Origin of the sequence: Achromobacter sp. 2789STDY5608621 (assembly GCF_001299375.1) — a bacterium.
GTDB lineage: Bacteria > Pseudomonadota > Gammaproteobacteria > Burkholderiales > Burkholderiaceae_B > Achromobacter > Achromobacter insuavis.
Genome location: NZ_CYTU01000016.1, coordinates 71,169 through 92,684, shown reverse-complemented (window position 1 = coordinate 92,684; position 21,516 = coordinate 71,169). Strand labels below are relative to the sequence as shown.

21 protein-coding genes are annotated in these 21,516 nt (G+C 69.1%); 2 read left to right on the top strand and 19 right to left on the bottom strand.

Annotated elements, in window-relative coordinates; translation table 11 throughout:
• Nucleotides 1-39: 39 nt before the first annotated feature.
• The 3 genes from AOZ53_RS16995 to AOZ53_RS16985 are packed head-to-tail and all read right to left on the bottom strand — an operon-like array spanning nucleotide 40 to nucleotide 2,491.
• Nucleotides 40-531 carry a MarR family winged helix-turn-helix transcriptional regulator gene (locus tag AOZ53_RS16995; protein WP_156333414.1) on the bottom strand — a complete coding sequence of 164 codons (492 nt, stop codon included), beginning with the start codon at nucleotides 529-531 and terminating at the stop codon, nucleotides 40-42.
• 33 nt (nucleotides 532-564) lie between these two features.
• Entirely contained in the window at nucleotides 565-1,332 is a 768-nt protein-coding gene (locus AOZ53_RS16990; protein WP_231689836.1) for an alpha/beta fold hydrolase, read from the bottom strand.
• Between the two features lie 19 nt (nucleotides 1,333-1,351).
• Nucleotides 1,352-2,491, bottom strand: a complete 1,140-nt coding sequence (locus AOZ53_RS16985) for a cupin domain-containing protein (protein WP_054488605.1) — start codon at nucleotides 2,489-2,491, stop codon at nucleotides 1,352-1,354.
• Between the two features lie 122 nt (nucleotides 2,492-2,613).
• Here AOZ53_RS16985 and AOZ53_RS16980 point away from each other — a divergent pair, with 122 nt between their 5' ends.
• Nucleotides 2,614-3,636, top strand: a complete 1,023-nt coding sequence (locus AOZ53_RS16980; RefSeq protein WP_054430429.1) for a LacI family DNA-binding transcriptional regulator — start codon at nucleotides 2,614-2,616, stop codon at nucleotides 3,634-3,636.
• A gap of 15 nt (nucleotides 3,637-3,651) precedes the next feature.
• On the opposite strand, the gene AOZ53_RS16975 is transcribed toward AOZ53_RS16980, so the two are convergent.
• From AOZ53_RS16975 to AOZ53_RS16920, 12 genes are all read right to left on the bottom strand, one after another.
• Entirely contained in the window at nucleotides 3,652-4,707 is a 1,056-nt protein-coding gene (locus AOZ53_RS16975; protein WP_054430428.1) for an ABC transporter ATP-binding protein, read from the bottom strand.
• A gap of 8 nt (nucleotides 4,708-4,715) precedes the next feature.
• The gene (locus tag AOZ53_RS16970) at nucleotides 4,716-5,570 is read right to left on the bottom strand and encodes a carbohydrate ABC transporter permease (protein WP_054430427.1); all 855 of its coding nucleotides are present in this window, start codon (nucleotides 5,568-5,570) and stop codon (nucleotides 4,716-4,718) included.
• Nucleotides 5,567-6,442, bottom strand: coding sequence for a carbohydrate ABC transporter permease (locus AOZ53_RS16965; protein ID WP_054430426.1), 876 nt, complete (start codon nucleotides 6,440-6,442; stop codon nucleotides 5,567-5,569). The genes AOZ53_RS16970 and AOZ53_RS16965 overlap by 4 nt, the downstream gene beginning before the upstream one ends.
• A 4-nt stretch (nucleotides 6,443-6,446) precedes the next feature.
• The gene (locus tag AOZ53_RS16960) at nucleotides 6,447-7,772 is read right to left on the bottom strand and encodes an ABC transporter substrate-binding protein (RefSeq protein ID WP_231690627.1); all 1,326 of its coding nucleotides are present in this window, start codon (nucleotides 7,770-7,772) and stop codon (nucleotides 6,447-6,449) included.
• A 116-nt stretch (nucleotides 7,773-7,888) separates the two neighbouring features.
• Entirely contained in the window at nucleotides 7,889-8,674 is a 786-nt protein-coding gene (locus tag AOZ53_RS16955; protein ID WP_006395016.1) for an HpcH/HpaI aldolase family protein, read from the bottom strand.
• A gap of 35 nt (nucleotides 8,675-8,709) precedes the next feature.
• The gene (locus AOZ53_RS16950; RefSeq protein WP_054488604.1) at nucleotides 8,710-9,696 is read right to left on the bottom strand and encodes a Bug family tripartite tricarboxylate transporter substrate binding protein; all 987 of its coding nucleotides are present in this window, start codon (nucleotides 9,694-9,696) and stop codon (nucleotides 8,710-8,712) included.
• Nucleotides 9,697-9,739: 43 nt separating this feature from the next.
• Nucleotides 9,740-10,753, bottom strand: coding sequence for a LacI family DNA-binding transcriptional regulator (locus AOZ53_RS16945; protein WP_035360393.1), 1,014 nt, complete (start codon nucleotides 10,751-10,753; stop codon nucleotides 9,740-9,742).
• Entirely contained in the window at nucleotides 10,750-11,517 is a 768-nt protein-coding gene (locus tag AOZ53_RS16940; protein WP_054460615.1) for an SDR family NAD(P)-dependent oxidoreductase, read from the bottom strand. Before AOZ53_RS16940 ends, AOZ53_RS16945 begins: the two co-directional genes overlap by 4 nt.
• Nucleotides 11,514-12,833, bottom strand: a complete 1,320-nt coding sequence (gene hisD / locus AOZ53_RS16935; protein ID WP_054430421.1) for a histidinol dehydrogenase — start codon at nucleotides 12,831-12,833, stop codon at nucleotides 11,514-11,516. Before hisD ends, AOZ53_RS16940 begins: the two co-directional genes overlap by 4 nt.
• Before the next feature lie 88 nt (nucleotides 12,834-12,921).
• Nucleotides 12,922-14,094 (bottom strand): alpha-hydroxy acid oxidase, encoded by a 1,173-nt coding sequence (locus tag AOZ53_RS16930; protein ID WP_054488602.1) that lies wholly within the window; start codon nucleotides 14,092-14,094, stop codon nucleotides 12,922-12,924.
• Between the two features lie 16 nt (nucleotides 14,095-14,110).
• Nucleotides 14,111-15,091: a Bug family tripartite tricarboxylate transporter substrate binding protein gene (locus AOZ53_RS16925; RefSeq protein ID WP_054488600.1), complete on the bottom strand. Its 981-nt coding sequence runs from the start codon at nucleotides 15,089-15,091 to the stop codon at nucleotides 14,111-14,113.
• Nucleotides 15,092-15,152: 61 nt separating this feature from the next.
• The gene (locus tag AOZ53_RS16920) at nucleotides 15,153-16,109 is read right to left on the bottom strand and encodes an NAD(P)-dependent oxidoreductase (protein WP_082385661.1); all 957 of its coding nucleotides are present in this window, start codon (nucleotides 16,107-16,109) and stop codon (nucleotides 15,153-15,155) included.
• A gap of 116 nt (nucleotides 16,110-16,225) precedes the next feature.
• On the opposite strand from AOZ53_RS16920, the gene AOZ53_RS16915 reads away from it, so the two are divergent.
• Entirely contained in the window at nucleotides 16,226-17,122 is an 897-nt protein-coding gene (locus AOZ53_RS16915; protein ID WP_054488596.1) for a LysR family transcriptional regulator, read from the top strand.
• Nucleotides 17,123-17,132: 10 nt separating this feature from the next.
• Here the strand turns inward: AOZ53_RS16915 and AOZ53_RS16910 are convergent, their stop codons facing one another.
• The 4 genes from AOZ53_RS16910 to AOZ53_RS16895 all read right to left on the bottom strand — a co-directional run bounded on the left by AOZ53_RS16910 (nucleotide 17,133) and on the right by AOZ53_RS16895 (nucleotide 21,452).
• The gene (locus AOZ53_RS16910; protein ID WP_054430416.1) at nucleotides 17,133-18,116 is read right to left on the bottom strand and encodes a Bug family tripartite tricarboxylate transporter substrate binding protein; all 984 of its coding nucleotides are present in this window, start codon (nucleotides 18,114-18,116) and stop codon (nucleotides 17,133-17,135) included.
• 67 nt (nucleotides 18,117-18,183) lie between these two features.
• Nucleotides 18,184-19,086 carry an SMP-30/gluconolactonase/LRE family protein gene (locus AOZ53_RS16905; RefSeq protein WP_054430415.1) on the bottom strand — a complete coding sequence of 301 codons (903 nt, stop codon included), beginning with the start codon at nucleotides 19,084-19,086 and terminating at the stop codon, nucleotides 18,184-18,186.
• Nucleotides 19,087-19,233: 147 nt separating this feature from the next.
• Complete coding sequence (locus AOZ53_RS16900; protein ID WP_054488593.1) at nucleotides 19,234-20,778, bottom strand: carboxylesterase/lipase family protein; 1,545 nt, start codon at nucleotides 20,776-20,778, stop codon at nucleotides 19,234-19,236.
• A gap of 38 nt (nucleotides 20,779-20,816) precedes the next feature.
• Nucleotides 20,817-21,452, bottom strand: coding sequence for a LysE family translocator (locus tag AOZ53_RS16895; protein ID WP_006395005.1), 636 nt, complete (start codon nucleotides 21,450-21,452; stop codon nucleotides 20,817-20,819).
• Nucleotides 21,453-21,516 lie beyond the last annotated feature (64 nt).

Below are 21,516 nucleotides of genomic sequence, written 5' to 3'. Positions count from 1 at the left end.
TACTAACAACTATCTGTCCAAAAAAAAGCCGGATACGCCCTACGGCTCCGACTCGATGGCATGGCCGCCGGCTACACCGCAGCGGGCCTGCGCGGCGCGCGTCAGTTGCCGCAACAAGTCGAGCGATGCGTCCAGGACCGCCGGATCCATGTCTTTGATCATGGCCAGTTCCTCAGTCACCAGATCCGCACGGATCGTCTGATACAACGTGCGCCCCGCCGGGGTGGGTTGCAGCTGCACCGCACGGCGATCAGAGGCATCTTCGACTCTCGTGACGTAGCCCTTGCGCTCCAGCGAATCAACCACCCGGCTGGCCGTGCTCTTGTCCAGGAACATTTCCTGCGCGAGCGTCTGCAGCCGCAATGGCCCTTGCTTGACCAGCGTTTCCAAGGCGTAGCACTGCGCGACGGACACGTCATGGCAGCAGATGCGATCGCGATCACGGAACTGATGCACCCTGATGAGCTGGTTCACGGCCTCGTAGAGTGTTTCAGCATCCTGGCGTTGCAGTCGCTTTTTCGGCAGGCCCATGGCCACGGATCCAATTAGTTGTTAGTAGCAACTTTAAGGCTTTCCCTGGCCGTCGTCAAGCGCTCGCTCCTGAGACGTCGGGTTGCGCGCCGATGGCCGCAGGTTTTCGAACGCCACACCGTCCCGCAACCACTGGCGCAACGCGCCATGCAAGGCCCGTGGCGCCTCCAGCGGCACGAAATGCCCCACCTCCGGCAGGTTGACCCAGCGGCCCTGCCGCAACCGGCCATGCATCTCGCGCTGGCGGTCCGCGGGGTTCAGCGCATCCCGCGCGCCGCTGATCACCAGCGCCGGGCCGTGCCACGCCGACAGGCGCGCCAGCCCGTCGGCGCGCGTGGCCGCGATCGCGGCGTGGCGCCGCAGCGCGGCGATGCCGAGGCGGTCGGCCATTGCGACGATGGCGTCTTGCAACGCGCTGTCCGACAGCCTGCCCGGCGCCACATACGCCGGCCAGAGGTGCTGCCGGACGACGGCCCCCGGGCCAAGCGCATCGGCCAGATCGACGATGCGCTGGCGCGCCTGGGCGCCGGCGGCCGTATCGGCCCGGGCGTTGGTGGCGACCAACACGATGCCGGCCAGGCGTTCGGGCGCCTGCGCGGCCATTTCCTGGGCGACGAAGCCGCCGAGCGAAAAGCCCACCGGCACCAGTCTGCCTCGATGCCGCGCCAGCAGGTCGGTCGCCGCCGCGCGGGCCGATTCGTGCGCGCCGTAATCCGCCACCCGGACGCACTGCGCCAAGGGCGGCGCCAGCTTGCGCAGCGGCGCCCACAAGGCCTCGTCGCACGCCGTGCCGCCGATCAACAGCAAGGTGGGCGCCACGTCAGAAGCGCGCTTCGCCGACCCCGAGGGCGGTCTCGGGCAGCAAGCCTCGGCGCGCAAGGTAGCCGTCGGGGTCCAACGCCAGGTCGTGCCCCGCGGCCTCGGCCAACGTGGCGGCCGGCCATTCGATGCGCTTGCGCTGGTCGCCCGCGCAGACCGAGATCACCGCCGCGGGCTGTTCGCCAGCCTGGCGCAGTTCACGCCAGACGCCGGACGGCACCGAATAGATGGCCTGTTCGCGCAGCGGCACCACCACTTCGCGGCCCGGGCCGTTGAGCACCAGTTCGGCTTCGCCCCGCATCATGATGAACACCTGCTTTTCGCGCAGCCGCAGGCGCCCGGTGGTGCCGCCGGGCGCCAACCGCAGCCAGTCGACCGAGAAGCCATGGGGGTTGGCGATGGGCGCGGCCTGCGCCCGGTCTTCGCTCATGCCGTGGCCGATCACCGGCGCCAGTTCGCAGCCGCGAGCGCCGAGCAACGCCCGGGCCGACCAGTCGCGGTCTTGCGCGGCCAGCGCGCGCCGGCGCATCTGCGCAGGGGTGTAGCGCGGCAGCGCGGCCATGTCGGCCGGGCTCAGGGGCTCGATCAGCCCGGCCTCGGGAGGCTGGCCCGCCGCGCCATGCAGCAAGGTGTTGTCGCGACCCAGGAACAATCCGTGCGTGGCCGCCGCGGCCAGCACGTCCGGGTGCCAGATGATGCCGCCGGTGTCGTCGCCGCCCAGGGCGGTGAAGATCCAGCCATGCCCGTCGCCATCGTTGGAGAACCCCCGGAAGATCCAGGTCGGAATACTGAGCACGTCGCCCGGCCCGCCACGCAGTTCGCCGGCGCCCTCGCCCGAGCCCCAGCGGAACGTCCACTGGCCCGAATGGATGAAGAAGACCTCGGCGCTGAAATGCAGGTGCAGGTTATTGGTCACCCCTGCCGGCATGGCGGCGGCGCCGATATTGAAACCGTGCGGTTCGCGCAGGTTCACCACCTGCTCCTCCGATTGCGTCACGCCCGGACCGATCATGGAGTAGTTCTCCTTCAGGTCGGATCCAGGCAGCTTGCAGTCGATAAAGGCCAACCGGCAAGCCACCATGTCCTCACGGGCGATGGCGCGGGCCTGGGCGGCGGCGCGGTCCAGAACGACTTCATTCATTGCTTGACTCCTGTGGCGGCGCGCGGCGGCGCCGGAAACGGAAAAGAGGCATAGGCGCCCCACATTTGGAACGGAAAGCATTCGAATGCATAATCAGGCGAAAAAAACCGCCACCCAAGCCCATGCCGACAGCTTCCCGCCCGCGCGCCGCCCGCGCCACCTCCTACGACGTGGCCCAGGCGGCCGGCGTTGCACAATCGACGGTCTCGCGCTGCTTCCAGCCGGGCAGCCATATTTCGGACGACACGCGCGAACACGTGCTGGCCGTCGCGGCTCGCCTGGGTTACGCGCCCAACGCCCTGGCGCGCTCGCTGATCACGCGCCGTTCGCATGCGGTCGGCGTGCTGATCACCCGCTACACCCTGCGCAGCGCGCCCGCCCTGCTCTACTCGCTGGGCGATGCGCTGGCGCGCGCCGGGCAGCACATGATCCTGCTGGCGGTCGACGACGACGCCTCGGTCAAGCCGGTGCTGCTGGGCCTGCGCGGGTATCCGCTGGATGGCCTGATCGCCTGCGCCACGCTGGATCCGGCCGCTGTGCAGGGGTTCACGGCCCACGGCGTGCCGGTGCTGTTCTTCAACCGCAGCCCCGGCGAGACGGACGCGGACGCGGTGTCGACCGATCACGAGGCCGGCGCGCGGGCGCTGGCCGAGGGCATGCTGGGCGCGGGCCGCCGCCGCTTTCTTTGCCTGGGCGGCCCGGCGGCGGCGCCGGTGGGCCGCCTGCGGATCGACGGCTTCCAGGCTGGCCTGCGCGCGGCCGGCCTGCCCGAGGCCGCGGTGCTCGACGGCGGCTTTTCCTACGACCAGGCGCACGCCGTCTTCGTGGATGCGGTTGCCCGGGGCGCCCGACCTGACGCGATATTCTGCGCCAACGACCAGATGGCCATGGGCGTCATCGATGCCTGCCGCCATGAGCTGGGCTGGAAGATTCCGGACGAGGTCATGGTGGCCGGCTTCGACGATGTCCCGGAAGGCGCGCGGGCGCCCTACAGACTGACCACGGTGCGCCAGCCCATCGACGCCATGGCGCGCCAGGCCGTGGAACTGCTGCGCCAGCGCCGCGCCACGCCCGAGCGGCGCCCGCGCCGCCAGCGCCTGCCGGGCGAAGTCATCATCCGCGCGTCGGCGGCCTGGCCGGGGTGAACGGACTGTCATGGCTCAGGCGGACAGGCGCGCTTCGGTGGCGGCGTCGAACAGGTGGCAATGCTCGCGCGGCAGGCACAGCCCGACACGCTCGCCGATGGCATAGCGCAGGTGGCGGTCGCCGCGCACGCAAAGCCGCGAGCCGCCCACATCCAGCGTGACCAGCACCGCATCGCCCGTCAATTCGAACATGTAGACCACGCCGTCCAGGTCTCCCCCGCCCGCGGGCGCCAGCGCCACGTCTTCGGGGCGCACGCCCAGCACCAGGGCCGTGTCCGGCGGCGCGTCGAAGCCGGCCAGGCGGAAGCCTTCGACCTCCAGCCCGCCCGCCGTCGCCCGCGCCGGCAGCAGGTTCATCGACGGCGAACCCACGAACCCGGCGACGAACAGATTGGCGGGCCGGTTGTAGACATCCGCGGGCGTGCCGACCTGCTGGATGAGGCCGCCGCGCATGACCACCACTCGATCGGCCAGTGTCATGGCCTCGATCTGGTCGTGGGTGACGTAGATCGTGGTCACCCGCAGTTCGCACTGCAGCCGGCGGATTTCCGCGCGCATGCTGACGCGCAGCTTGGCGTCCAGGTTGGACAGCGGTTCGTCCATCAAGAAGACCTGCGGGCGACGCACGATGGCGCGGGCCAGGGCCACGCGCTGGCGCTGTCCGCCGGACAGGTCGCGCGGACGGCGGTCCAGCAAGTGGGCCAGCTCGACTTTCTCGGCCACCGCGCGGGCCCGCTCGCGCCGCTCCGAGGGCGCGACGCCGCGCACCTTGAGCGGATAGGCGATGTTTTCGCCCACCGTCATGTGCGGATAGAGGCCATAGTTCTGGAACACCATCGCCACGTCGCGGTCCTTGGGCAAGGCGTCGGTGACGTCCTGCCCGCCGATCCAGATCTCGCCCGCGCTGGGCGCCTCCAGCCCCGCCACCATGCGCATGGTGGTGGTCTTGCCGCATCCGGACGGTCCCAGGAAGACGACGAATTCGCCGTCGGCGATCTCCAGCGACTGGCGGGCCACCCCGACCACGCCGCCCCAGCGTTTCTCGATATCGATCAGTTTTACGGAAGCCATTTTTTCCCTCAGCGAATCGCGCCTGTGACCAGGCCCTTGACGAAATAGCGCTGCACGAAGCGCGAGATCAGCAGCATGGGCGCAATGATGAAAAGCCCCATGCTGGCCATGATTTCCCAGGCGTCGCCCTGCTCCGTGCGGGCGCTCATCAGCGCCACCGGCAGCGTCACGGCCTGGTCGCGCGTCAGCACCAGCGCATAGAAGAATTCGTTCCACGACACCACGAACGAAAAGATCGCGGCGCTGGCGATGCCGGGCAGCGCCACCGGCACCACCACTTCCCAGAGCGCCCGCAACCGCGAGGCGCCATCGATCTGAGCCGCCTCTTCCATGTCCGGCGGCAAGGCGTCGAAGAAGGCCTTGATCATCCAGGTGGCGTACGGCACCACGAATGACAGATTGGCCACCATCAGCGCCCAGGGCGTATCCAGCAGGCCCAGATTGCGGAACACCACGAACAACGGAATCACGATGATGACGGGCGGCAGGAATTGCGTGGCCAGGAGCAGCAGCGGCCCCAACTGTCCCCCCGGGAAGCGAAAACGCGAAAATGCATAGGCAGCCAGCGTGGCCACCGGAATCGCCATCAGCAAGGTGCCCGCGGTGACGAACACGCTGTTGAACAGGCGCTCTCCCAGCAGGTAGGGAGAGCCGAAGGCCGCGACGATGCTGTCGAGCGTGGGACGGAACCACAGCGCCAGGCTGTAGACGTCGAGCCGCGGCTTGAAGGCGGTGGCGACGATCCAGGCCACGGGCGCGAACCAGGCCAGCGTGACCAGGCAGATCGCCAGTCGGCGCGCCAGGCCCCGGCGGCGGCGGCGGCGCGTGGCGGCGGCGGGATTGAGAATGGCAGTCTGGGTCATGATGGGCGTCCCATGGCAAAGCGGGAATAGACCAGCGCCAGGCCCATCATCACGATGGCCAGCAGCCAGGCCATGGCCGCGGCATAGCCGATGTCGTAGAAGCGGAAGGCGGTGCTGTAGATGGCGTGGGGCAACGTGTCGGTGGCCGCCCCGGGGCCGCCCGCCGTCATCGTCACGACCTGGTCCAGCGCCTTGAGCGAAAAGATGGTCTTGAGCAGGATGGCGATGGTCAGCACCGGCCGCAGTTGCGGCAGCACGATTTCGAAGAAGATGCGGCCGCGTCCGGCGCCGTCGACCTGGGCGGCGTCCAGCGTGTCCTGCGGCAACGCGGCCAGCGCGCCGATGAAGGTCAACATGAAATAAGGCGCCCAATGCCACACATCGACCAGGATCAGGGCCGCCATGGCCAGCACCGGATCCGCCAGCACGGGCGCTCCGCTCCATCCCGGCATCACCGCCTTGAGCAGCGCGTCGACCGCGCCGAATTCCGGATTCAGCATGAAACGCCAGGAGATGCCGATCAGCGCGGGCGACATCGCGAACGGAATCACCAGCAGCGTGCGGGCATTGACCTGCAACCGGCCGTCGCCGGCCAGCAACACGGCCAGGCCCAGCGCCACCGCCATGGTCAGGACCACCGACGGCACGGTGAACACCAGTGTGACCCAGGCGCTGTCCAGGAAGACCGGATCATGCCAGAGCAAGTCGGCATAGTTCAGCCAGCCCACATAGCCCTCGGGCGTAGCCGAACGGCCCAGGTTCCAGTCGTGCAGCGAGTACCAGAGCGACTGGCAAAGCGGATACAACAGGGTCGCCGCGCAGATGGCCAGGGCAGGCGCCAGCAAGGCGTATTTCAAGGTACGGTCTTTCATGGCCCTACCCTCGCCCGCGTGCGCCGGCGCGGCGATTCATGCGGGCCACCTGGGCGGCCGCGTCGTCCAGCGCCGCCTGCACCGGCTTGCCGCTGGAGACGATTTCGGACACGGCGGCCTCCAGCGCAGTGGCGATCTGCGGCCAGTTGGCCAGCTGCGGCACGGTGCGGGCGCCCTGCAGGCTGGCCAGCGCGGCGCGATGCAGGCCGTGGTTGACCTGGTTGACCTCGTCGTCCAGATAGGTCGCCGTGTGCGTGGCGACGATATCCGCGCTCTGCGGGTCGCGCTTGTCGCAGACGATGGCCTTTTCCAGCGCCGGGTTGGACACCCACTTCAGGAATTCCCAGGCCGCGTCCTGCTGGCGCGACTGCCTGGCAATGCCGAAAGGCATGACGATCGCCACGGTCGGCGACTGCGGCGAGCCCACGCGCAGCATGGGCGCGAAGCCGACCTGGCCGGGCTTCAACCGCGAACGCTCCCCTGTCAGCACGGAATAGGTCCACCACCACACCATCATGGTCGCGCCGTTGCCCTGCGCCATGGCGTTGACCATGTCGTACTCATTGAACTGGCTGGAACCGGGATTGGCGATCCGGTGCTTGAGCAGCACGTCGACATAGGCCTGGGTGGCCTGCACGCCGGCCGGCAGCTGAAAGGACGGCCTGCCGTCGGCATCCAGCACCTCGGCGCCGTGGCCCCACAGGCAATTCAGCCAGATCCACAGGTTCTGGAAGCCGCTGCCCTTGACGTAGTCCATCACCACGCCAGGCACGCCGCTGGCGGCCTGCACCGCGGTCGCCGCGGTCAGCATCTGGTCCCAGGTGCGCGGCGGCTCGACGCCGGCCTGCTCGTACAGGTCACGCCGGTAGAACAGCAATTGGGGATGGGCCCGCACCGGCAAGCCATAGGTGGCGCCGCCATACTGGCAGGCCTTGCGATAGACCTCGGGATAGCGCCCCAGATCCACCACGCCATCGGCCAGCCGCGCGTCCAGCGGGCTGAGGTACCCCGACAGCGACGCCAGCCAGCTGTCCTGGTAGGCCATCAGGTCATAAGCGCTGCCGCCGCCGACCGCTTCCGTCGTCAGCTTCTCCAGCAACTGGCCATAAGGCACGTACTGGTAGGCCACCTTGATGCCCGTGGCCGCCTCGAACTCGTCCAGGCGCTTCTCCTGTGCCCGGAACTGCGACGACGGCGGCAGCATGATCGCCAGTCGCGTGCCGGCATAGGGCCTGCCCGGCTTCAGGTCCGGGCCGGCCTGCGACCAGGCCGGCATGGCGCTCCACCCGGAGCAGGCAGCCGCGGCCACCAGGAACTGTCTTCTTTTCATGCTTGTCTCCTCTCGCGGCGTACCGGATCGTGGTCGCCGTTATTTTGTGCATTCGAATGCATGAGCAGGCGATGATAACCGGGCCACCCTCGCGGTCGGCCCGGTCTGGAGGCTGCTCAGTAACGCAGGCGCGCATCCCTCCCCGCCGCCGCGGCCTGGGCCAGCGCGCGGGTGATGATGCTGGTGGACACGTTGGCGAAGTAGCGCGCGCCCCAGGCGCCGTACTTCTCTTCGTCGGCCGGCGTCAGCGCCACGATGCCGGCGCACTTGCCCGCCGCCACGATGGCCCCGAGGCCCTGCTCGATGGCCTGCTGCACCGGCGCGGCATTCCAGTCGCTGCCGTAGCCCATCGCGTGCGCCAGGTCATTGGGGCCGATGAACACCGCGTCCACGCCGTCGACGGCGGCGATCTCGCCGGCCGCGGCAATGGCTTGCGGCGTCTCGACCATCGCGATCAGCGCCACGCCGTCATTGCTGCGTTGCGTATGCCCTGCCCCGCCGAATGCGCCATAGCCAGCCGCGCGGGTGCTGAAGGCGCTGCCGCGCCGGCCCAGCGGCGGATAACGCATCTGGTCGGCCAGGCGTCGCGCCTGGGCGGCGCTTTCCACCATCGGCACCTGCACGGCGCTGGCGCCCATGTCCAGGATGCGCGGCAGATCGTGCTCGAAGCAGCGCACCACGGGGGCGATGCCGGCGGCGCGGGCGGCGCGCAACATGTGTTCGGTGGTGTCGAGGTCGGCGCTGCCGTGCTCGTTGTCCAGGATGATGAAGTCGAAACCAGCGTAGGCGCACATTTCGACCACGGCCGGGCTCGGCAGGCCGTTGAACAGGCCGCGCACTGGACCGCCGCCGCGCAGCATCGCGGGCAGGTCGCCATTGAGGGGATAGCAGGGTTCATTCATGGGTTGTCTTCTCTGTGGGTGTCGAGGAATGCGTGTCAGTCGGCCTGGATGCCGGCGTCTTTGATGACCTTGCCCCATTTGTCGATTTCGCTGCGCTGGAACTGCGCGAATGGCGCCGGGCCGCGGCCGTCGGGCGCCACGCCCAGCGTCAACAGTTTGGCCCGCACGTCCGGGCTCTGCAGGGCGGCGCCGATCTCGCGCGCCAGTCGTTCGACAATGGGAGCGGGCGTGCCCGCCGGCGCGAAAATGCCTTGCCACGATTGCATCTCGAAGCCCGGCAGGCCCAGCTCGGCCAGCGGCTTTGCGCCCGGCAGATCGGCCAGCGGCGCGGCAGCGGTCACGCCCAGCACCTTCACGCGCTTCGAATCGATCATGGGCCGGGCCGCCGCCACCGTTTCAAACACCATGTCGATCTGGCCGCCGATCAGGTCCACCATCGACTGCGAGCCGCCCTTGTAGATGATCTGGCGCAGCCGGGTGCCCGAGATCGACTGGAACAGCTGGCCCGACAAGTGCTGCGAGGTGCCGGCGCCGGCGGTGCCGTAGGTCAGCCCGTCCGGTTGCGCGCGGGCGGCATCGATGACCTGCTGCACGGAATTGAACGGACTGTCGGCGCGGACCACCAGCGCGTTGCTGACCATGCCCACCAACGCCACCGGCGCGAAATCCTTGACCGGGTCGTAACCCAGCGACTTGATGAAGAATGGGTTGACCGCGTGCGTGGTGATGGTGCCGCCGACCACGGTGTAACCGTCGGGCTCCGACCGCGCGACCAGCTGCGTGCCGACCACGCCGGACACGCCCGGCTTGTTCTCGACGATGACGGGCTGGCCCAGGCGCGTGCTCAACTGTTCGGCCATCAGGCGGGCCACGCCGTCGGACACGCCGCCGGGCGAGAACGGCACGATGTAGCGAATGGGCTTGGCCGGCCAGGCCGCCCCGCCCTGGGCATGGGCCGGCAGCGCGGCGCAGGCCAGCGCCCAGGCGGTCGCCAGGGTGCGAAACAAGGTAGTACTGCGCATGGATAGTCTCCTGTTAGGGGCGGCTTGCGCCGCTCTTGAATCATCATGTTGCCGGCCGCACGGTGCCCCGTTCGACCAGTTCGACCGGCACGACGACGTCGCGCGGTCGCAGTTCGGCATGCATCTGCTCGCGTAGCAGCGTCACCGTGGCCTCGACCATGGGGTCGACGCCTTGGCGCACGGTGGTCAGGTCGTAGGCGCCCCAGGCCGCCTGCGGCACGTCGTCGAAACCCACGACGGCGATGTCGCGGGGCACGCGCAGGCCGAGTTCCTGGCGCAGCACGTCCAGGCTCGCGATCGCCATGTGGTCGTTGGCGGCGAACAAGGCGTCCGGCGGGTCCTGCGCGAACATCGCGCGCACCGCCTGCTTGGCGCGCTCGAAGTCGTAATGCCCGACGGCGCGGGCGTGCAGCGCATGGCCCTCGGCCTCCAGCGCGTCGCGAAAGCCGCGCTCGCGCTCCAGGCTGGTGGAGGAATCCTCCAGCCCCGCCAGGAAGCCGAAACGCCGGTAGCCGCGTCCCGCCAGCAGCCGCGCCACCGCCTGGCCGCCGGCATAGTTGTCCGACGTGACCGAGCTGCTGGCATGGCGCGCCAGGCCGCCCAGCGCCGACACCCGGTTGAACTGCAGCACCGGCACGCCGACTTCGGCGCAACTGCGCGCCAGCGTGGGGGACAGCATGGCCGAGGCCATCACGATGCCGTCGACCTGGTATTCCAGGATCTCCGCCAACACGCCGTCGGCGGCCTCGCCCACCTCGGCGATGAACATCAGCACGTGGTACCCCTCGCGCTGCAGGCGCTGCGACAGCCGTTCCATCACCAGCGGGTAGAACTGGTTCTCGAGGTAGCTCATCACCAGCGCCACGATGCGGCTGCGGCGCGTGATCAGGCTGCGCGCCAGGGCATTGGGGCGGTAGCCCAGCCGCTGCGCGGCCGCCAGCACCTTGCGCCGCGTTTCCTCCGACACGCTGGCGCCGGGGGTGAACGTGCGGCTGACCGCCGACTGCGACACCTCGGCCAGATCGGCCACGTCCTGGGCGCGGGGGGCGGTTCTCATGCGGCCGTCCAGCCCGCGTCCAGCATCAGCGCGCTGCCCGTGACCAGGCTGGCGGCATCGCTGGCCAGGAACACCACCGCGCCCATGACCTCGTGCAACTGGCCCACGCGGCCCAGCGCATTGCGGGCGCAGACCCAGTCGCGAAAGCCGGGTTCGGCCAGCATGCCCGCTGTCATGGGCGTCTCGATGAAGGTTGGGCACAGGGTGTTGACGCGGATGCCGTCCGGCCCGAGTTCCCACGCCAGGGCGCGGGTGAAGCCTTCCAGCGCGTGCTTGCTGGCGCAGTACAGCGTGCGTCGCGGGCTGCCCACATGCCCCATCTGCGAAGACACATTGATGAGCGAGCCCGGCCGGCCCGCGGACCGCAGGCGCCGCGCCACGGCCCGGCTGACGTAGAACGCCGCCTTGACGTTCAGGTCCAGCACGGCATCGATATCGGCGTCCGGCTGCTCCACCAGCGGCAACGGGCGGTTCATGCCGGCATTGTTGACCAGGATGTCGAACACCTCGCCCTGCCCCAGCGCCGCATCGACCGCCGGCGCATCGGTGACGTCGAGCACCAGGGCGTCGCAGCCGATGTCCTCGGCGCGCAGGGCCGCGCAGACGTTCGCCAGCTCCGCCTCGCGGCGGGCCGCCACCGTCACGTGCGCGCCGGCCCGGCCCAGCGCCGCGGCCGCGGCCAGGCCGATGCCGCCGCTGCCGCCCGTGACCAGCGCGCGCCGGCCGTGCAAGCCGAAGTCCGGTCCCTGGGGCAAGGCGATCATGCCTGGGCCTCCACGGGCTGGTACCAGGGCAGATCCGGCCGGTTGCCGTAGCGGCGCACGCGGATGTTGGCCTGCTCGCCATGACCGGCGAAGTTCTCCATGTGGCACAGGCGCGAGCAGTATTCGCCCATGGTCGCGCTGGCGGCGTCGGTCAGCACGCGCTGGTAGGTGCAGGTCTTGAGGAACTTGCCGACCCACAGCCCGCCCGTATAGCGCGCCGCGCGGTTGGTGGGCAGCGTGTGATTGGTGCCAATGACCTTGTCGCCGAAGCTGACGTTGGTGCGCGGGCCCAGGAACAACGCGCCGAAATTGCTCAGGTTCTTCAGGAAGTAGTCCGGATCGCGCGTCATGACCTGCACATGCTCGAACGCCAGTTCGTCGGCCACGGCCAGCATTTCCGCCTCGCTGTCGCAGACGATGACCTCGCCGCAATCGGCCCAGGCCTGCGCCGCGATACCCGCGGTGGGCAGCAGGTTCAATTGCCGCTCGATCTCGACCAGCGTGTCGCGGGCCAACGTTTCGCTGGTGGTCAGCAGCACCGCCGGCGACGTGGGGCCATGTTCGGCCTGGCCCAGCAGGTCCACTGCGCACAATTCGCCGTCGACGCTGTCGTCGGCAATGATCAGCGTTTCGGTCGGGCCGGCAAACAGGTCGATGCCGACGCGACCGTAGAGTTGCCGTTTGGCCTCGGCCACGAACATGTTGCCCGGCCCCACCAGCATGTCGACCGGATCGACGCTGGCCGTGCCCACCGCCATCGCCACCACGGCCTGGACGCCGCCGAGCACCAGGATTTCGTCGGCGCCGGCCATGTCCATGGCGGTGACGATGGCCGGGTGCGGCTTGCCCTGGTAAGGCGGCGCGGTCGACACGATGCGCTTGACGCCGGCCACCTTGGCGGTCAGCACGCTCATGTGCGCCGAAGCCAGCAAGGGATACTTGCCGCCGGGGATATAGCAGCCGACGGCATTCATCGGCACATGGCGATGGCCCAGCACCACGCCCGGATACGTTTCCACCTCCACCTCGCGCATCGAGTCGCGCTGGATCTGGGCGAAATGGCGCACCTGCGTCTGGGCAAAGGCGATGTCTTCGATCTCGCGATCCGACAGTTGCTTGCGCGCGGCTTCGATCTCGGCGCGGGACAGGCGGAAATCGGCCGGATCCCAGTTGTCGAATTTGCGGCTGTAGTCGCGCACGGCGTCGTCGCCGCGGGTTTCGATGTCGCGGATGATGTCCTCGACAGTGGCGCGCACCTTGGCGTCGGCGTCGGTCTTGACCGCGGCGCTGCGGCCGCGCTTGAGATAGCGAATCATGTATTCAGGTCCTGGAAAAAGGAGAAAAAGAAGAAAGTCGTGGCGACACTTTTTGTTCCATGCATACGTATGCAAATAAGGGTTTTCACTAGGCCTGGCCTTGAAATGCGGCGCCTGCCAGCAGGCCGGGCCCCAGATCGCCGACGGCGCGGCAGCCCAACAGCGCCAGGTCGCGGTCCAGCTCGCTGCGCAGGATCTCCAGCACATGGCGCACGCCAGCCTCCCCCGCCAGCGCCGCCCCGAACAACGTGGGACGGCCGACGAAGACGAAGCGGGCGCCCAGCGCCAGCGCCTTGATGATGTCGGTGCCCCGCCGGAAGCCGCTGTCGACCATCAGCGCCACGTCCGGCGGCAGCCCCGGCGCGATGGCGGCCAGCGCCTGCAATGACGAGGCGGCGCCATCCAGCTGGCGCCCGCCGTGGTTGGACACGATGATGCCGTCGGCCCCCAATGCGGCGGCTCGGCGCGCGTCATCCGGGTGCATCAGGCCTTTGATGACCAGGCGGCCGCGCCAGCGTTCGCGCAGCCAGGCCATGTCATCCCAGTCCAGCCGATCGCGGCCCGTGCGAAAGCCATGCGCCGGCTCGCGCGTGACCGGGGGGCCGATTTCTTCATACAGATTGGCAAATCGCGGCACGCCGCCGGCCAGCAAGGTGCGCAGCAGCACGCCGACGGTCCAGCGCGGCCGTGCCATCCCCTCCCCCACCAGCCGCGGCGTCAAGCGGAACGGAATGGTGAAATCGCGCCGCGCGTTGTTCTCGCGATTGGCCGCGACGCAGGTGTCGGCGGTGACCACCAGGGTGCCGACCCCGGCCGCCTCGAGCCGCGCCAGGATCCGCGCGATACGATCCCGGTCTCCCGGGAAATAGGCCTGGTACCAGGTATCCGGCGACTCGCGCAGGACCCGTTCCAACGGCACATTGGAGGAGCCGCTCAGGATGAACGGCACCTGCGCCTGGCGCGCGCCGCGCGCCAGCGCCAGGTCGCACTCGTGGCGCACCATGCCCGCCAGGCCGGTCGGCGCGATGCCCACCGGCATCGCATGGGTGATGCCGAACAGGGCCGTGCGCAAGTCGCGCCCGGCCACGTCGTTGAGTCCGCGCGGCAGCAGCCGATAGTCGGCAAAGGCACGCCGGTTCTCGGCCAGTGTGGCTTCGTCCTCGGTGCCGCCGCGCACGAACTCATAGACGCTGCGTGGCAAGCGCCGCCCCGCGGCGCGCTCCACGTCGGCCACCGACAGCAGCCGCTTCAATCCCGTCATCGTCGCGCTCCCCGCCTCAGTTCTCGGGCTTGAGGTCCATGCGCTGGATCAGCGCGCCCCACTTGGCTTCATCCTCGCGCATGCGCCGCACCACTGCCGCGCCGTCCGACACGTGCAGGCTGACGCCCAGTTCCTGCAGGCGCGCGGCCAACGGCGCATCGTCGCCCAGGGCGCGCATGGCCGCGCTCAGGCGCTGCGCGATGTCGGGCGGCAGGCCCTTGGGCGCCATCAGCGCCAGCCAGAAGACCGCTTCGAAATCCGTCAGCCCGGCCGCCTCGTTCATGGTCGGCACCTGCGGCAGCAATTGCAGGCGCTGCGCCGTGGTCACGGCCAGCGCCCGGGTGCGTCCGCCCTGCACCAGCGGCGCGGCCTCGTTGGCCGCCGAGAACATCATCTGGATCTGATTGCCCACCAGGTCCTGCGAGGCCGGGCCGCCGCCCTTGTAGTGCACCACCGTCATCTTCAGCCCGAAGCGGCTCATGAAATACTCGGCCGCAAGGTGGTTGATCGACCCCACGCCCGACGTACCGATGGCATAGCGGTCCGGCCGTTGCCGGATCAGGGCGATCAGCTCCTCCACGCTCTTGACCGGCAGGTCCTTGTTGACCTGCAGCACGAAGGGCGACTCGATCATCATCGAGATCGGCTCGAAGCTGTCGTAGGGCCGGTAGCCCACCTTGCCCTGGATCAGCGGGTTGAGCACCAGCGACACCGGCGCGGCATACAAGGTGTAGCCATCGGGCTTTTGCTGGGTCATCCAGTTGCTGGCCACGGTCGAGGCGGCGCCCGGCTTGTTCTCCACCACGATGTTGCCCTCGAGCTTGCGCGCCAGCTCGGCCATCACCGTCCGACCCGACACGTCGGTCATGCCCCCGGCCGGATACGGCATGACAAGCTTGATGGGTTGTTCGGGATAGGCGGCGCCGGCGGCGGGGGCCAGCGCCGCCGCCAACAACAGCGCGCTGGCCGCGCGGGCGGCCTGGATCATGATACGCATGGGTAAGTCTCCTGGATTCCGGGGGCCGCTCTTGGTCGGCCCCTCTGGTCGCGCCAGCGCCTCAGAGGGCGATGCCGGCTAGGTTGACGATGCTGTCCCGTGGGGGACGGCCTTCGAAGAAATCAATGATGTTGGTGGCGCACTCCGTGGCCATGCGCTCGATCGATGCGTCGGTCAGCGACGCGGCATGCGGCGACAGCACCACCTCCGGGCGGCGCAGCAACGCATCGGCGGCGCCGGGCGGTTCCGGATCGAACACATCCAGGCCGGCGCCCGTGAGGTGGCCGCTTTCCAGCGCCGCCAACAGGCGCGCCGGATCCAGCAGGCCGCCGCGGGCGGTATTGACCACGATGGCGCCGCGCTTGAGCGCCAGCGGATCGATCAGGCCCCGGGTGGCGTCCGTCAACGGCAGGTGCAGGCTCACCACGTCGGCCTCGGCCAGGGCGGCCGCCAGGTCCGTGCGGATCTCGATCCCCTGGGGCAATGCCGCATCGGCGGGCAGAAACGGGTCATAGGTGAGCACCCGCATGTCGAAGGCCCGCAGCCGCTGCGCGGTGGCGCGGCCGATGCGGCCGGCGCCCACGATCAGCGCGGTCTTGCCCGCCAGCTCGAACATCGGGCCGCGCAATGCCGCCTGCCACTGGCCGGCGCGCACGCCTGCGTCGTGCCCGATGACGCGCCGGGCGACGGCCAGCAACAGCGCCAGCGCGTGCTCGGCCACGCCGATGGCGTTGGCCCCCGGCGTGATCGCCAGCGGAATACCTCGCTCGGTCAGGGCGGCGACATCGACCGCGTCGTAGCCCACGCCATGGCGCGCCACGAAGCGCAACTTGCCGGCCGCCTCGATGTCCTGGCGCGACAAGGCCTGGAAACGCAGGATGACCGCGTCGGCGCGCGCCAGCCTGGCCCGGAACTCGGCCGGCGCCGGGCGCTCGACCAGGTCCAGTTCGTGGCCCGCGTCCTCCAGGCGCCGCAAACCGGCCGCCGCCACAGGCATGGTGATCAATACCCTGGACATGTCTCCCTCGTTATCGTTGTGTCTACCATGAGGGAAATTCTGGAGGGCGCGGACTTAGTCGTCCAATATATTATTCAACTCAGATTGAGTCGATTTCCATATTGCAAGGCCCTCCGATGAAGATGGATCTACGCCAGTTGCGCTACTTCGTGGCGGTCGCCGAAGAGCTGCACTTTGGCCGCGCCGCCGCGCGCATGCATATTTCGCAGCCCCCGCTGTCGCAACAGATCCGGCTGCTCGAAGACACCCTGGGCACGCAGCTGTTCCGCCGCAACCAGCGCAATGTGCGCCTGACGCACGAAGGCGAAGTCCTGCTGGCCCACATCAAGCCGCTGCTGGCGCGCTGGGACGAAACGCCGGGCATCGTCGCGGCCGCCAAGCGTGGCGACGCCGGTTTCCTGCGCGTCGGTTTCACCGCGGCCAGCGCCTACTATCTGATCCCGACCGCCATCGGCTCTTTCACGCAGCGGTTCCCGGCCGTGGAGCTGGCGCTGCATGAAATGATCTCGAACGACCAGGTCAGCGGCCTGCTGGAGAACCGGCTGGACGTGGGCTTGATGCGGCCGCACGCCCGCCATCCCGACCTGATGAGCCAGAAACTGCTGGACGAGCCGTTGATGGCGGTGCTGCCGGCGCAGCATCCGCTGGCCGCGCGCCCGGCCATCGACCTGCCCAGTCTGCGCGACCTGCCGTTGATCAGTTTCACGCCGGCCAACTCGCCCTACCTGCGCGACATGGTCGAAGGACTGCTCGGCCGTGACGGCCACACGCCGCTGGTGGTGCAACGCGCCACCCAGCCCCACACGCTGGTGTCGCTGGTGGCCGCCGGCCTGGGGGTCGCCCTGGTGCCCGAACTGACCTCGCGCAACCGGCTCGATGGCGTGGTTTACCGGCCCCTCGCGGTGCAGGACCCGCCGGTGGCCGAGATGTACGTGTGCTGGCGCAAGCAGGCCACCTCGACCCTGCTGGAGAACTTCCTGGCCAGCCTGGCCGAGGCGGCCCGCAGCCGCTGACCGCCGCGCCTCACTCGATACGGATGCCGGCCGTCTCGATCACGTGACGCCAGCGATCGCCGTCGGTGCGCACCAGGTCACGCATCTGCGCCGGCGTGCTGCCCACCATGTTCATTCCCATCGCCGCGTACTTCTCGCGCATCTGCGGCGATTGCACCACCTCGGCGATATCGCGTTGCAATTTGTCGACGATGGCCGCGTCGGTGCCCGCCGGCACCGCCAGGCCGAACCACAGATCGGTGGCCAGGTCCGGATAGCCCGCTTCGCCGATGGTGGGCAAGTCCGGGAATTGCGGCAGGCGCTCGCGCGTCATGGCGGCCAGCGGCCGCAGGCGACCTTCCTGGAGATTGCCGATGTTCGACGCCATGATGTCTATCATCATCTGCACCCGCCCCGTGCTGAGGTCGCCCACCGCCTGCTGCGAGCCCGGATAGGGCACGTGCACCATCTGCGTGCCCGTTGTCTCCAGAAAGCGCTCGCCCTGCAGGTGCAGGATGCCGCCCACGCCCGCCGAGGCATAGGACAACTCGCCCGGCCGCGACCTGGCCAGCGCCACCAGCTCTGCCACCGACCGGGCCGGCAGGTCGCGCGACACCATCAGGATATTGGGCGCCGTGGACACCAGCGTCACCGGCGCCAGATCCTTGACCGGATCGAAGCGCAGCTTCTTGTACAGATAAGGCGCCACGGACAGCGTGCTCGACGTCGCCATCAGCAGCGTGTAGCCGTCCGCCGGCGAACGGGCCACGTACTCGGCGCCGATCATGCTGGCCGCGCCCGGCTTGTTCTCGACGACGACCGGCTGGCCCCACTTGGCCGCCAGCTGCGTCGCCAGATCGCGGGGAATCAGGTCGACCATCGCGCCCGTGCCAAACGGCACGATGATACGCACGGGCTTGGAAGGAAAGGCCGGATCGGCGGCCGATGCGGACGGACTGATGCCAAACAGGCAGGTGGCCGCGGTCGCGGCCAGGATGCTGCGCAAGGTCTTCATGGTGGTCTCCTCTATTGTTTTGGTGCGGGCCCCTGTCCTGGTCCGGCGCCCGCGCGCCGACGCGATGTCAGCGATGCGAGTACGGCGTGCGGCCCTTGACCGGCAGTCGGGCGCGCAGGATCGATCCGGTCTCGCTCTCGGTGATATAGAGCGTGTGTGGATCGTCGGGATCGAAGGCCAGATTGGTGTTGCGGATGCCGGCGCATGATTCGATGCGCCCGCGCACTTCGCCCAGCGGATCCAGCCACCACACCACGCCCAGGCCGGAATGGGCCACCACCAGGCCGCCGTCCTCGCACACGGCCAGCCCATCCGGTCCGGCCAGGCCGCCACTGAAACGGGCGTAGACGCCAAGATTGCGTACCTGGACGCCGCGGCGGGTCGCGCGCAGGACTTCCAGCGACCGCGTGCTGGCCACGCAGAGCGCGGCCTGGTCCGGCATCACCACCACGCCATTCGGAAACGGCAGCCCTTGCAATACCGGCGCCGCCGCGCCACCTTCCTGCCAGGCGAACACGCGGCCGTGCGGATCCTCCAGCGCGCTGTGGCCGGGATCGGTGAAGAACACGGTGCCATCGTCGGCGAACGCCAGGTCATTCAGGCCGGAGAACCGCTGGCCCGGCGCCCATTGCGCCAATTCGCCGATGCGCCGACCCGTGTCCGGGTCGAACACCAGCAAGCCGTGCAGCGCGTCGGCCACGAACACCCGCCCATCGCGGTGGATGCGCAGGCCGTTGGGACGCCCGCCATAGGACGCAAAGACTTCCCAGGCGCCGTCGCGGCCGATGCGGAAAATGCGCCCGTGGCATACGTCGACGCAGTACAACCGGCCCTGACGGTCAAAGCCCGGCCCCTCAAGAAAGGAGTGCAAGGGACCGCCGCCGCGCGCCCGGCTCCAGTCGGTTTCCTGATTCAGGCGCAGATGGGCGGGGACGGCGGTATGAACCTCCGTGGGGATGATGGACAGCATGCGGATTCCAAAGCCGTGGATGAGCGCCAAGGCTAGGACAGGCGATGCGGAGCGTCCAATATGTTTGCGCGGCGGGATTGAGTGGCGTGCCGAATGGCTGGCGAGGACCCGCCCCGGCGCGCGGTATTACCCTCGCTTGCGCGGCCCTCAGCGCTCCCAGAGCCCGCACGCATGCCGCTGCTGGAACGCAGGATCGGCCTCGATCCTGTCGCCATCGGGATGCAGGATCATCGTGCCCGAGGTCGGCCAGTCCGCCGCCGGCACGCCGGACGCCGAGAAGCGTGCGTAGTACCCGAGCATGCGATCGGACAACGCCTTCTGGGCCGGCGTCCAGGCCGGCGCATCCGCCTGCTGTTCGTGCGGATAGCCGCTCTGGAACACGTACGGGATGTCGGAATTGTGGAACGGCCCGTCCTTGGGCTCGTCGACATGGAAGATCGTCGTCGGCGCCCGCGGATCGGCGAACTCGTACAGATAGACCGGCGTCGACGCCGCCACCACCCTGGCCCACTGCTGCACCTGACATCCCCAGCGGTCGCTGGCCAGCGCGATGGCCGCCCGCGTCGGCGAGCCATAGGCCGGGATGGTGTAGCGCGCCTCGACCCGCGCGCTGTCGGGCAGCGCGGCGATCTGCTTGGCCAGGGCGGCCGCGCTCAGCGGGGGCTGGCCGGCGGCGCGGCGCGCCTGCAGGAAAAAGCCATTCTCTTCGCGGGCGAAGCCCACCAGGATCGGAACCCGGTGGAATTCGCCGCGCGCAAACCGTTCCATCTGATTGTCCGGGATGCTGTCGCCGTCGATGACCATTCGCCAGCCGGCCGCGCGCGTCGCCTCGCCGCCGCCGGCCTCGAAGATCGCCTCGGTGGATTTGGCGCGCAGGCAGGCCAGCGCGTCCGGGGCGTTGGCGCAGCCAGCTTTCTCGACCATCGTCGCGGTCGGCCCGCTGCGGCGCTCCTGTTCGGCCGTGATGGAATCATGGATGGGGCCGACCGGCAGGCTCATCGCAATGGCGCGCTGGAACAGTCCGGCGCTGGCCGGTGACACCAGGTGCGCCGTGACCGAATAGGCGCCGGCCGACTGGCCCATGATCGTCACCTGGCCGGGATCGCCGCCGAACGCCTTGGCGTTCGCCTTGACCCAGCGCAGCGCCGCCTGCTGGTCGCGCAGCCAGAAATTGCTGCCGGATTGCGCGAACGACGCCATGCCGAACGCGCCCAGGCGGTAGTTGACGCTGATGACCACCTGGCCCGTCTTGGCGGCGAAGACCGAGCCGTCGACATCCTGCGAAGATCCCGCCACCGCGGCGCCGCCATGGAACCAGACCAGGACCGGACGCGCTTGCGCGGCCGGCGCCGCCGGGCGATAGACATTCAGATAGAGGCAGTCCTCGTTGCGGTATTGGCGGATGGGCGCAACCCAGCCATTCTGGACGCACTTGCTGGCGTACTCCGTCGCGGGCCGCAAGCCCGTCCACGGCGTCACCGGCGCGGGCGCGGCCCAGCGCAAGGGCCCCACCGGCGGCGCGGCAAAGGGAATGCCCAGGAACTGCTCGACGTCCCCCCGCCCGATTCCCTCGATTTTTCCATCCTGGGTGGAAACGATGGGGCCGGCCAACGCGGCCGACAGGCCGAACCCCAGACAACAGACCGCCGCCAACAGCCACTTCGCGACCTTGCCAACCACGCCCTCACCCATACCGCCCTCCTCGCCTCATCATCATTGACCAAGTCACATCAGCGCTGGGAGCCGGAACGCAGCGTCAGCACCAGCACCCCGGCGCCGATCAGCGTCAGCCCGGCGCCGGTGTTGAGCCGCGCGGCGACGGCGGGACGGGACACCAGCCAGCCCGACAGCCTGGCCGCGAAGGCGCCGACCAGCGAAAACACCATCAGCGTCAGGACGGCGAAGATGCCGCCATAGACCAGCATCTGGACCTGGACCGGGCCGCGCGCGCTGTCGACGAACTGCGGCAGGAACGCCAGCACGAACAGGCCGGGCTTGGGATTGAGGACATTGGAAAGGAAACCGACCGCCAGGACCTTGCGCAACGGCAGATGGTCGGACTTGCGGATCGTGACGAGATCCCGGGCGCGCAGCGCCTTCACGCCCAGGTAGATGAGATAGGCGGCGCCGGCCAGCTTGATGCTCCAGAACAGCATGTCGGAGGTCTGCATCAGCAGGGACAGGCCGAAGGTCGCGGCCAGCGTGTGCACCATGATGCCGCCCGCGGCGCCCAATGACGACACCGCCGCCGCCACGCCGCCTTGGCTCAGTCCGCGGCTCAATGCCAGGATGTTGTCAGGTCCGGGCGACACCACGATGATGCCGCAGGCGAACAGGTAGGCAATCAGGACTTCCGTGGGGAACATCGTCATCTCCTGGCGGGAACCGCGGGCCCTGCCCGCGGCGCCGCCCATGATAGCCGAGCTCCGC

Coding starts and splice junctions, on each gene's coding strand:
- AOZ53_RS16995 (WP_156333414.1), bottom strand. CDS start 531: ATGGGCCTGCCGAAAAAGCGACTGCAACGCCAGGATGCTGAAACACTC.
- AOZ53_RS16915 (WP_054488596.1), top strand. CDS start 16,226: ATGAAGATGGATCTACGCCAGTTGCGCTACTTCGTGGCGGTCGCCGAA.
- AOZ53_RS16970 (WP_054430427.1), bottom strand. CDS start 5,570: ATGACCCAGACTGCCATTCTCAATCCCGCCGCCGCCACGCGCCGCCGC.
- AOZ53_RS16895 (WP_006395005.1), bottom strand. CDS start 21,452: ATGTTCCCCACGGAAGTCCTGATTGCCTACCTGTTCGCCTGCGGCATC.
- AOZ53_RS16940 (WP_054460615.1), bottom strand. CDS start 11,517: ATGATCGCCTTGCCCCAGGGACCGGACTTCGGCTTGCACGGCCGGCGC.
- AOZ53_RS16955 (WP_006395016.1), bottom strand. CDS start 8,674: ATGAATGAACCCTGCTATCCCCTCAATGGCGACCTGCCCGCGATGCTG.
- hisD (WP_054430421.1), bottom strand. CDS start 12,833: ATGATTCGCTATCTCAAGCGCGGCCGCAGCGCCGCGGTCAAGACCGAC.
- AOZ53_RS16985 (WP_054488605.1), bottom strand. CDS start 2,491: ATGAATGAAGTCGTTCTGGACCGCGCCGCCGCCCAGGCCCGCGCCATC.
- AOZ53_RS16975 (WP_054430428.1), bottom strand. CDS start 4,707: ATGGCTTCCGTAAAACTGATCGATATCGAGAAACGCTGGGGCGGCGTG.
- AOZ53_RS16980 (WP_054430429.1), top strand. CDS start 2,614: ATGCCGACAGCTTCCCGCCCGCGCGCCGCCCGCGCCACCTCCTACGAC.
- AOZ53_RS16960 (WP_231690627.1), bottom strand. CDS start 7,772: ATGAAAAGAAGACAGTTCCTGGTGGCCGCGGCTGCCTGCTCCGGGTGG.
- AOZ53_RS16965 (WP_054430426.1), bottom strand. CDS start 6,442: ATGAAAGACCGTACCTTGAAATACGCCTTGCTGGCGCCTGCCCTGGCC.
- AOZ53_RS16905 (WP_054430415.1), bottom strand. CDS start 19,086: ATGCTGTCCATCATCCCCACGGAGGTTCATACCGCCGTCCCCGCCCAT.
- AOZ53_RS16910 (WP_054430416.1), bottom strand. CDS start 18,116: ATGAAGACCTTGCGCAGCATCCTGGCCGCGACCGCGGCCACCTGCCTG.
- AOZ53_RS16900 (WP_054488593.1), bottom strand. CDS start 20,778: ATGGGTGAGGGCGTGGTTGGCAAGGTCGCGAAGTGGCTGTTGGCGGCG.
- AOZ53_RS16945 (WP_035360393.1), bottom strand. CDS start 10,753: ATGAGAACCGCCCCCCGCGCCCAGGACGTGGCCGATCTGGCCGAGGTG.
- AOZ53_RS16920 (WP_082385661.1), bottom strand. CDS start 16,109: ATGTCCAGGGTATTGATCACCATGCCTGTGGCGGCGGCCGGTTTGCGG.
- AOZ53_RS16925 (WP_054488600.1), bottom strand. CDS start 15,091: ATGCGTATCATGATCCAGGCCGCCCGCGCGGCCAGCGCGCTGTTGTTG.
- AOZ53_RS16930 (WP_054488602.1), bottom strand. CDS start 14,094: ATGACGGGATTGAAGCGGCTGCTGTCGGTGGCCGACGTGGAGCGCGCC.
- AOZ53_RS16950 (WP_054488604.1), bottom strand. CDS start 9,696: ATGCGCAGTACTACCTTGTTTCGCACCCTGGCGACCGCCTGGGCGCTG.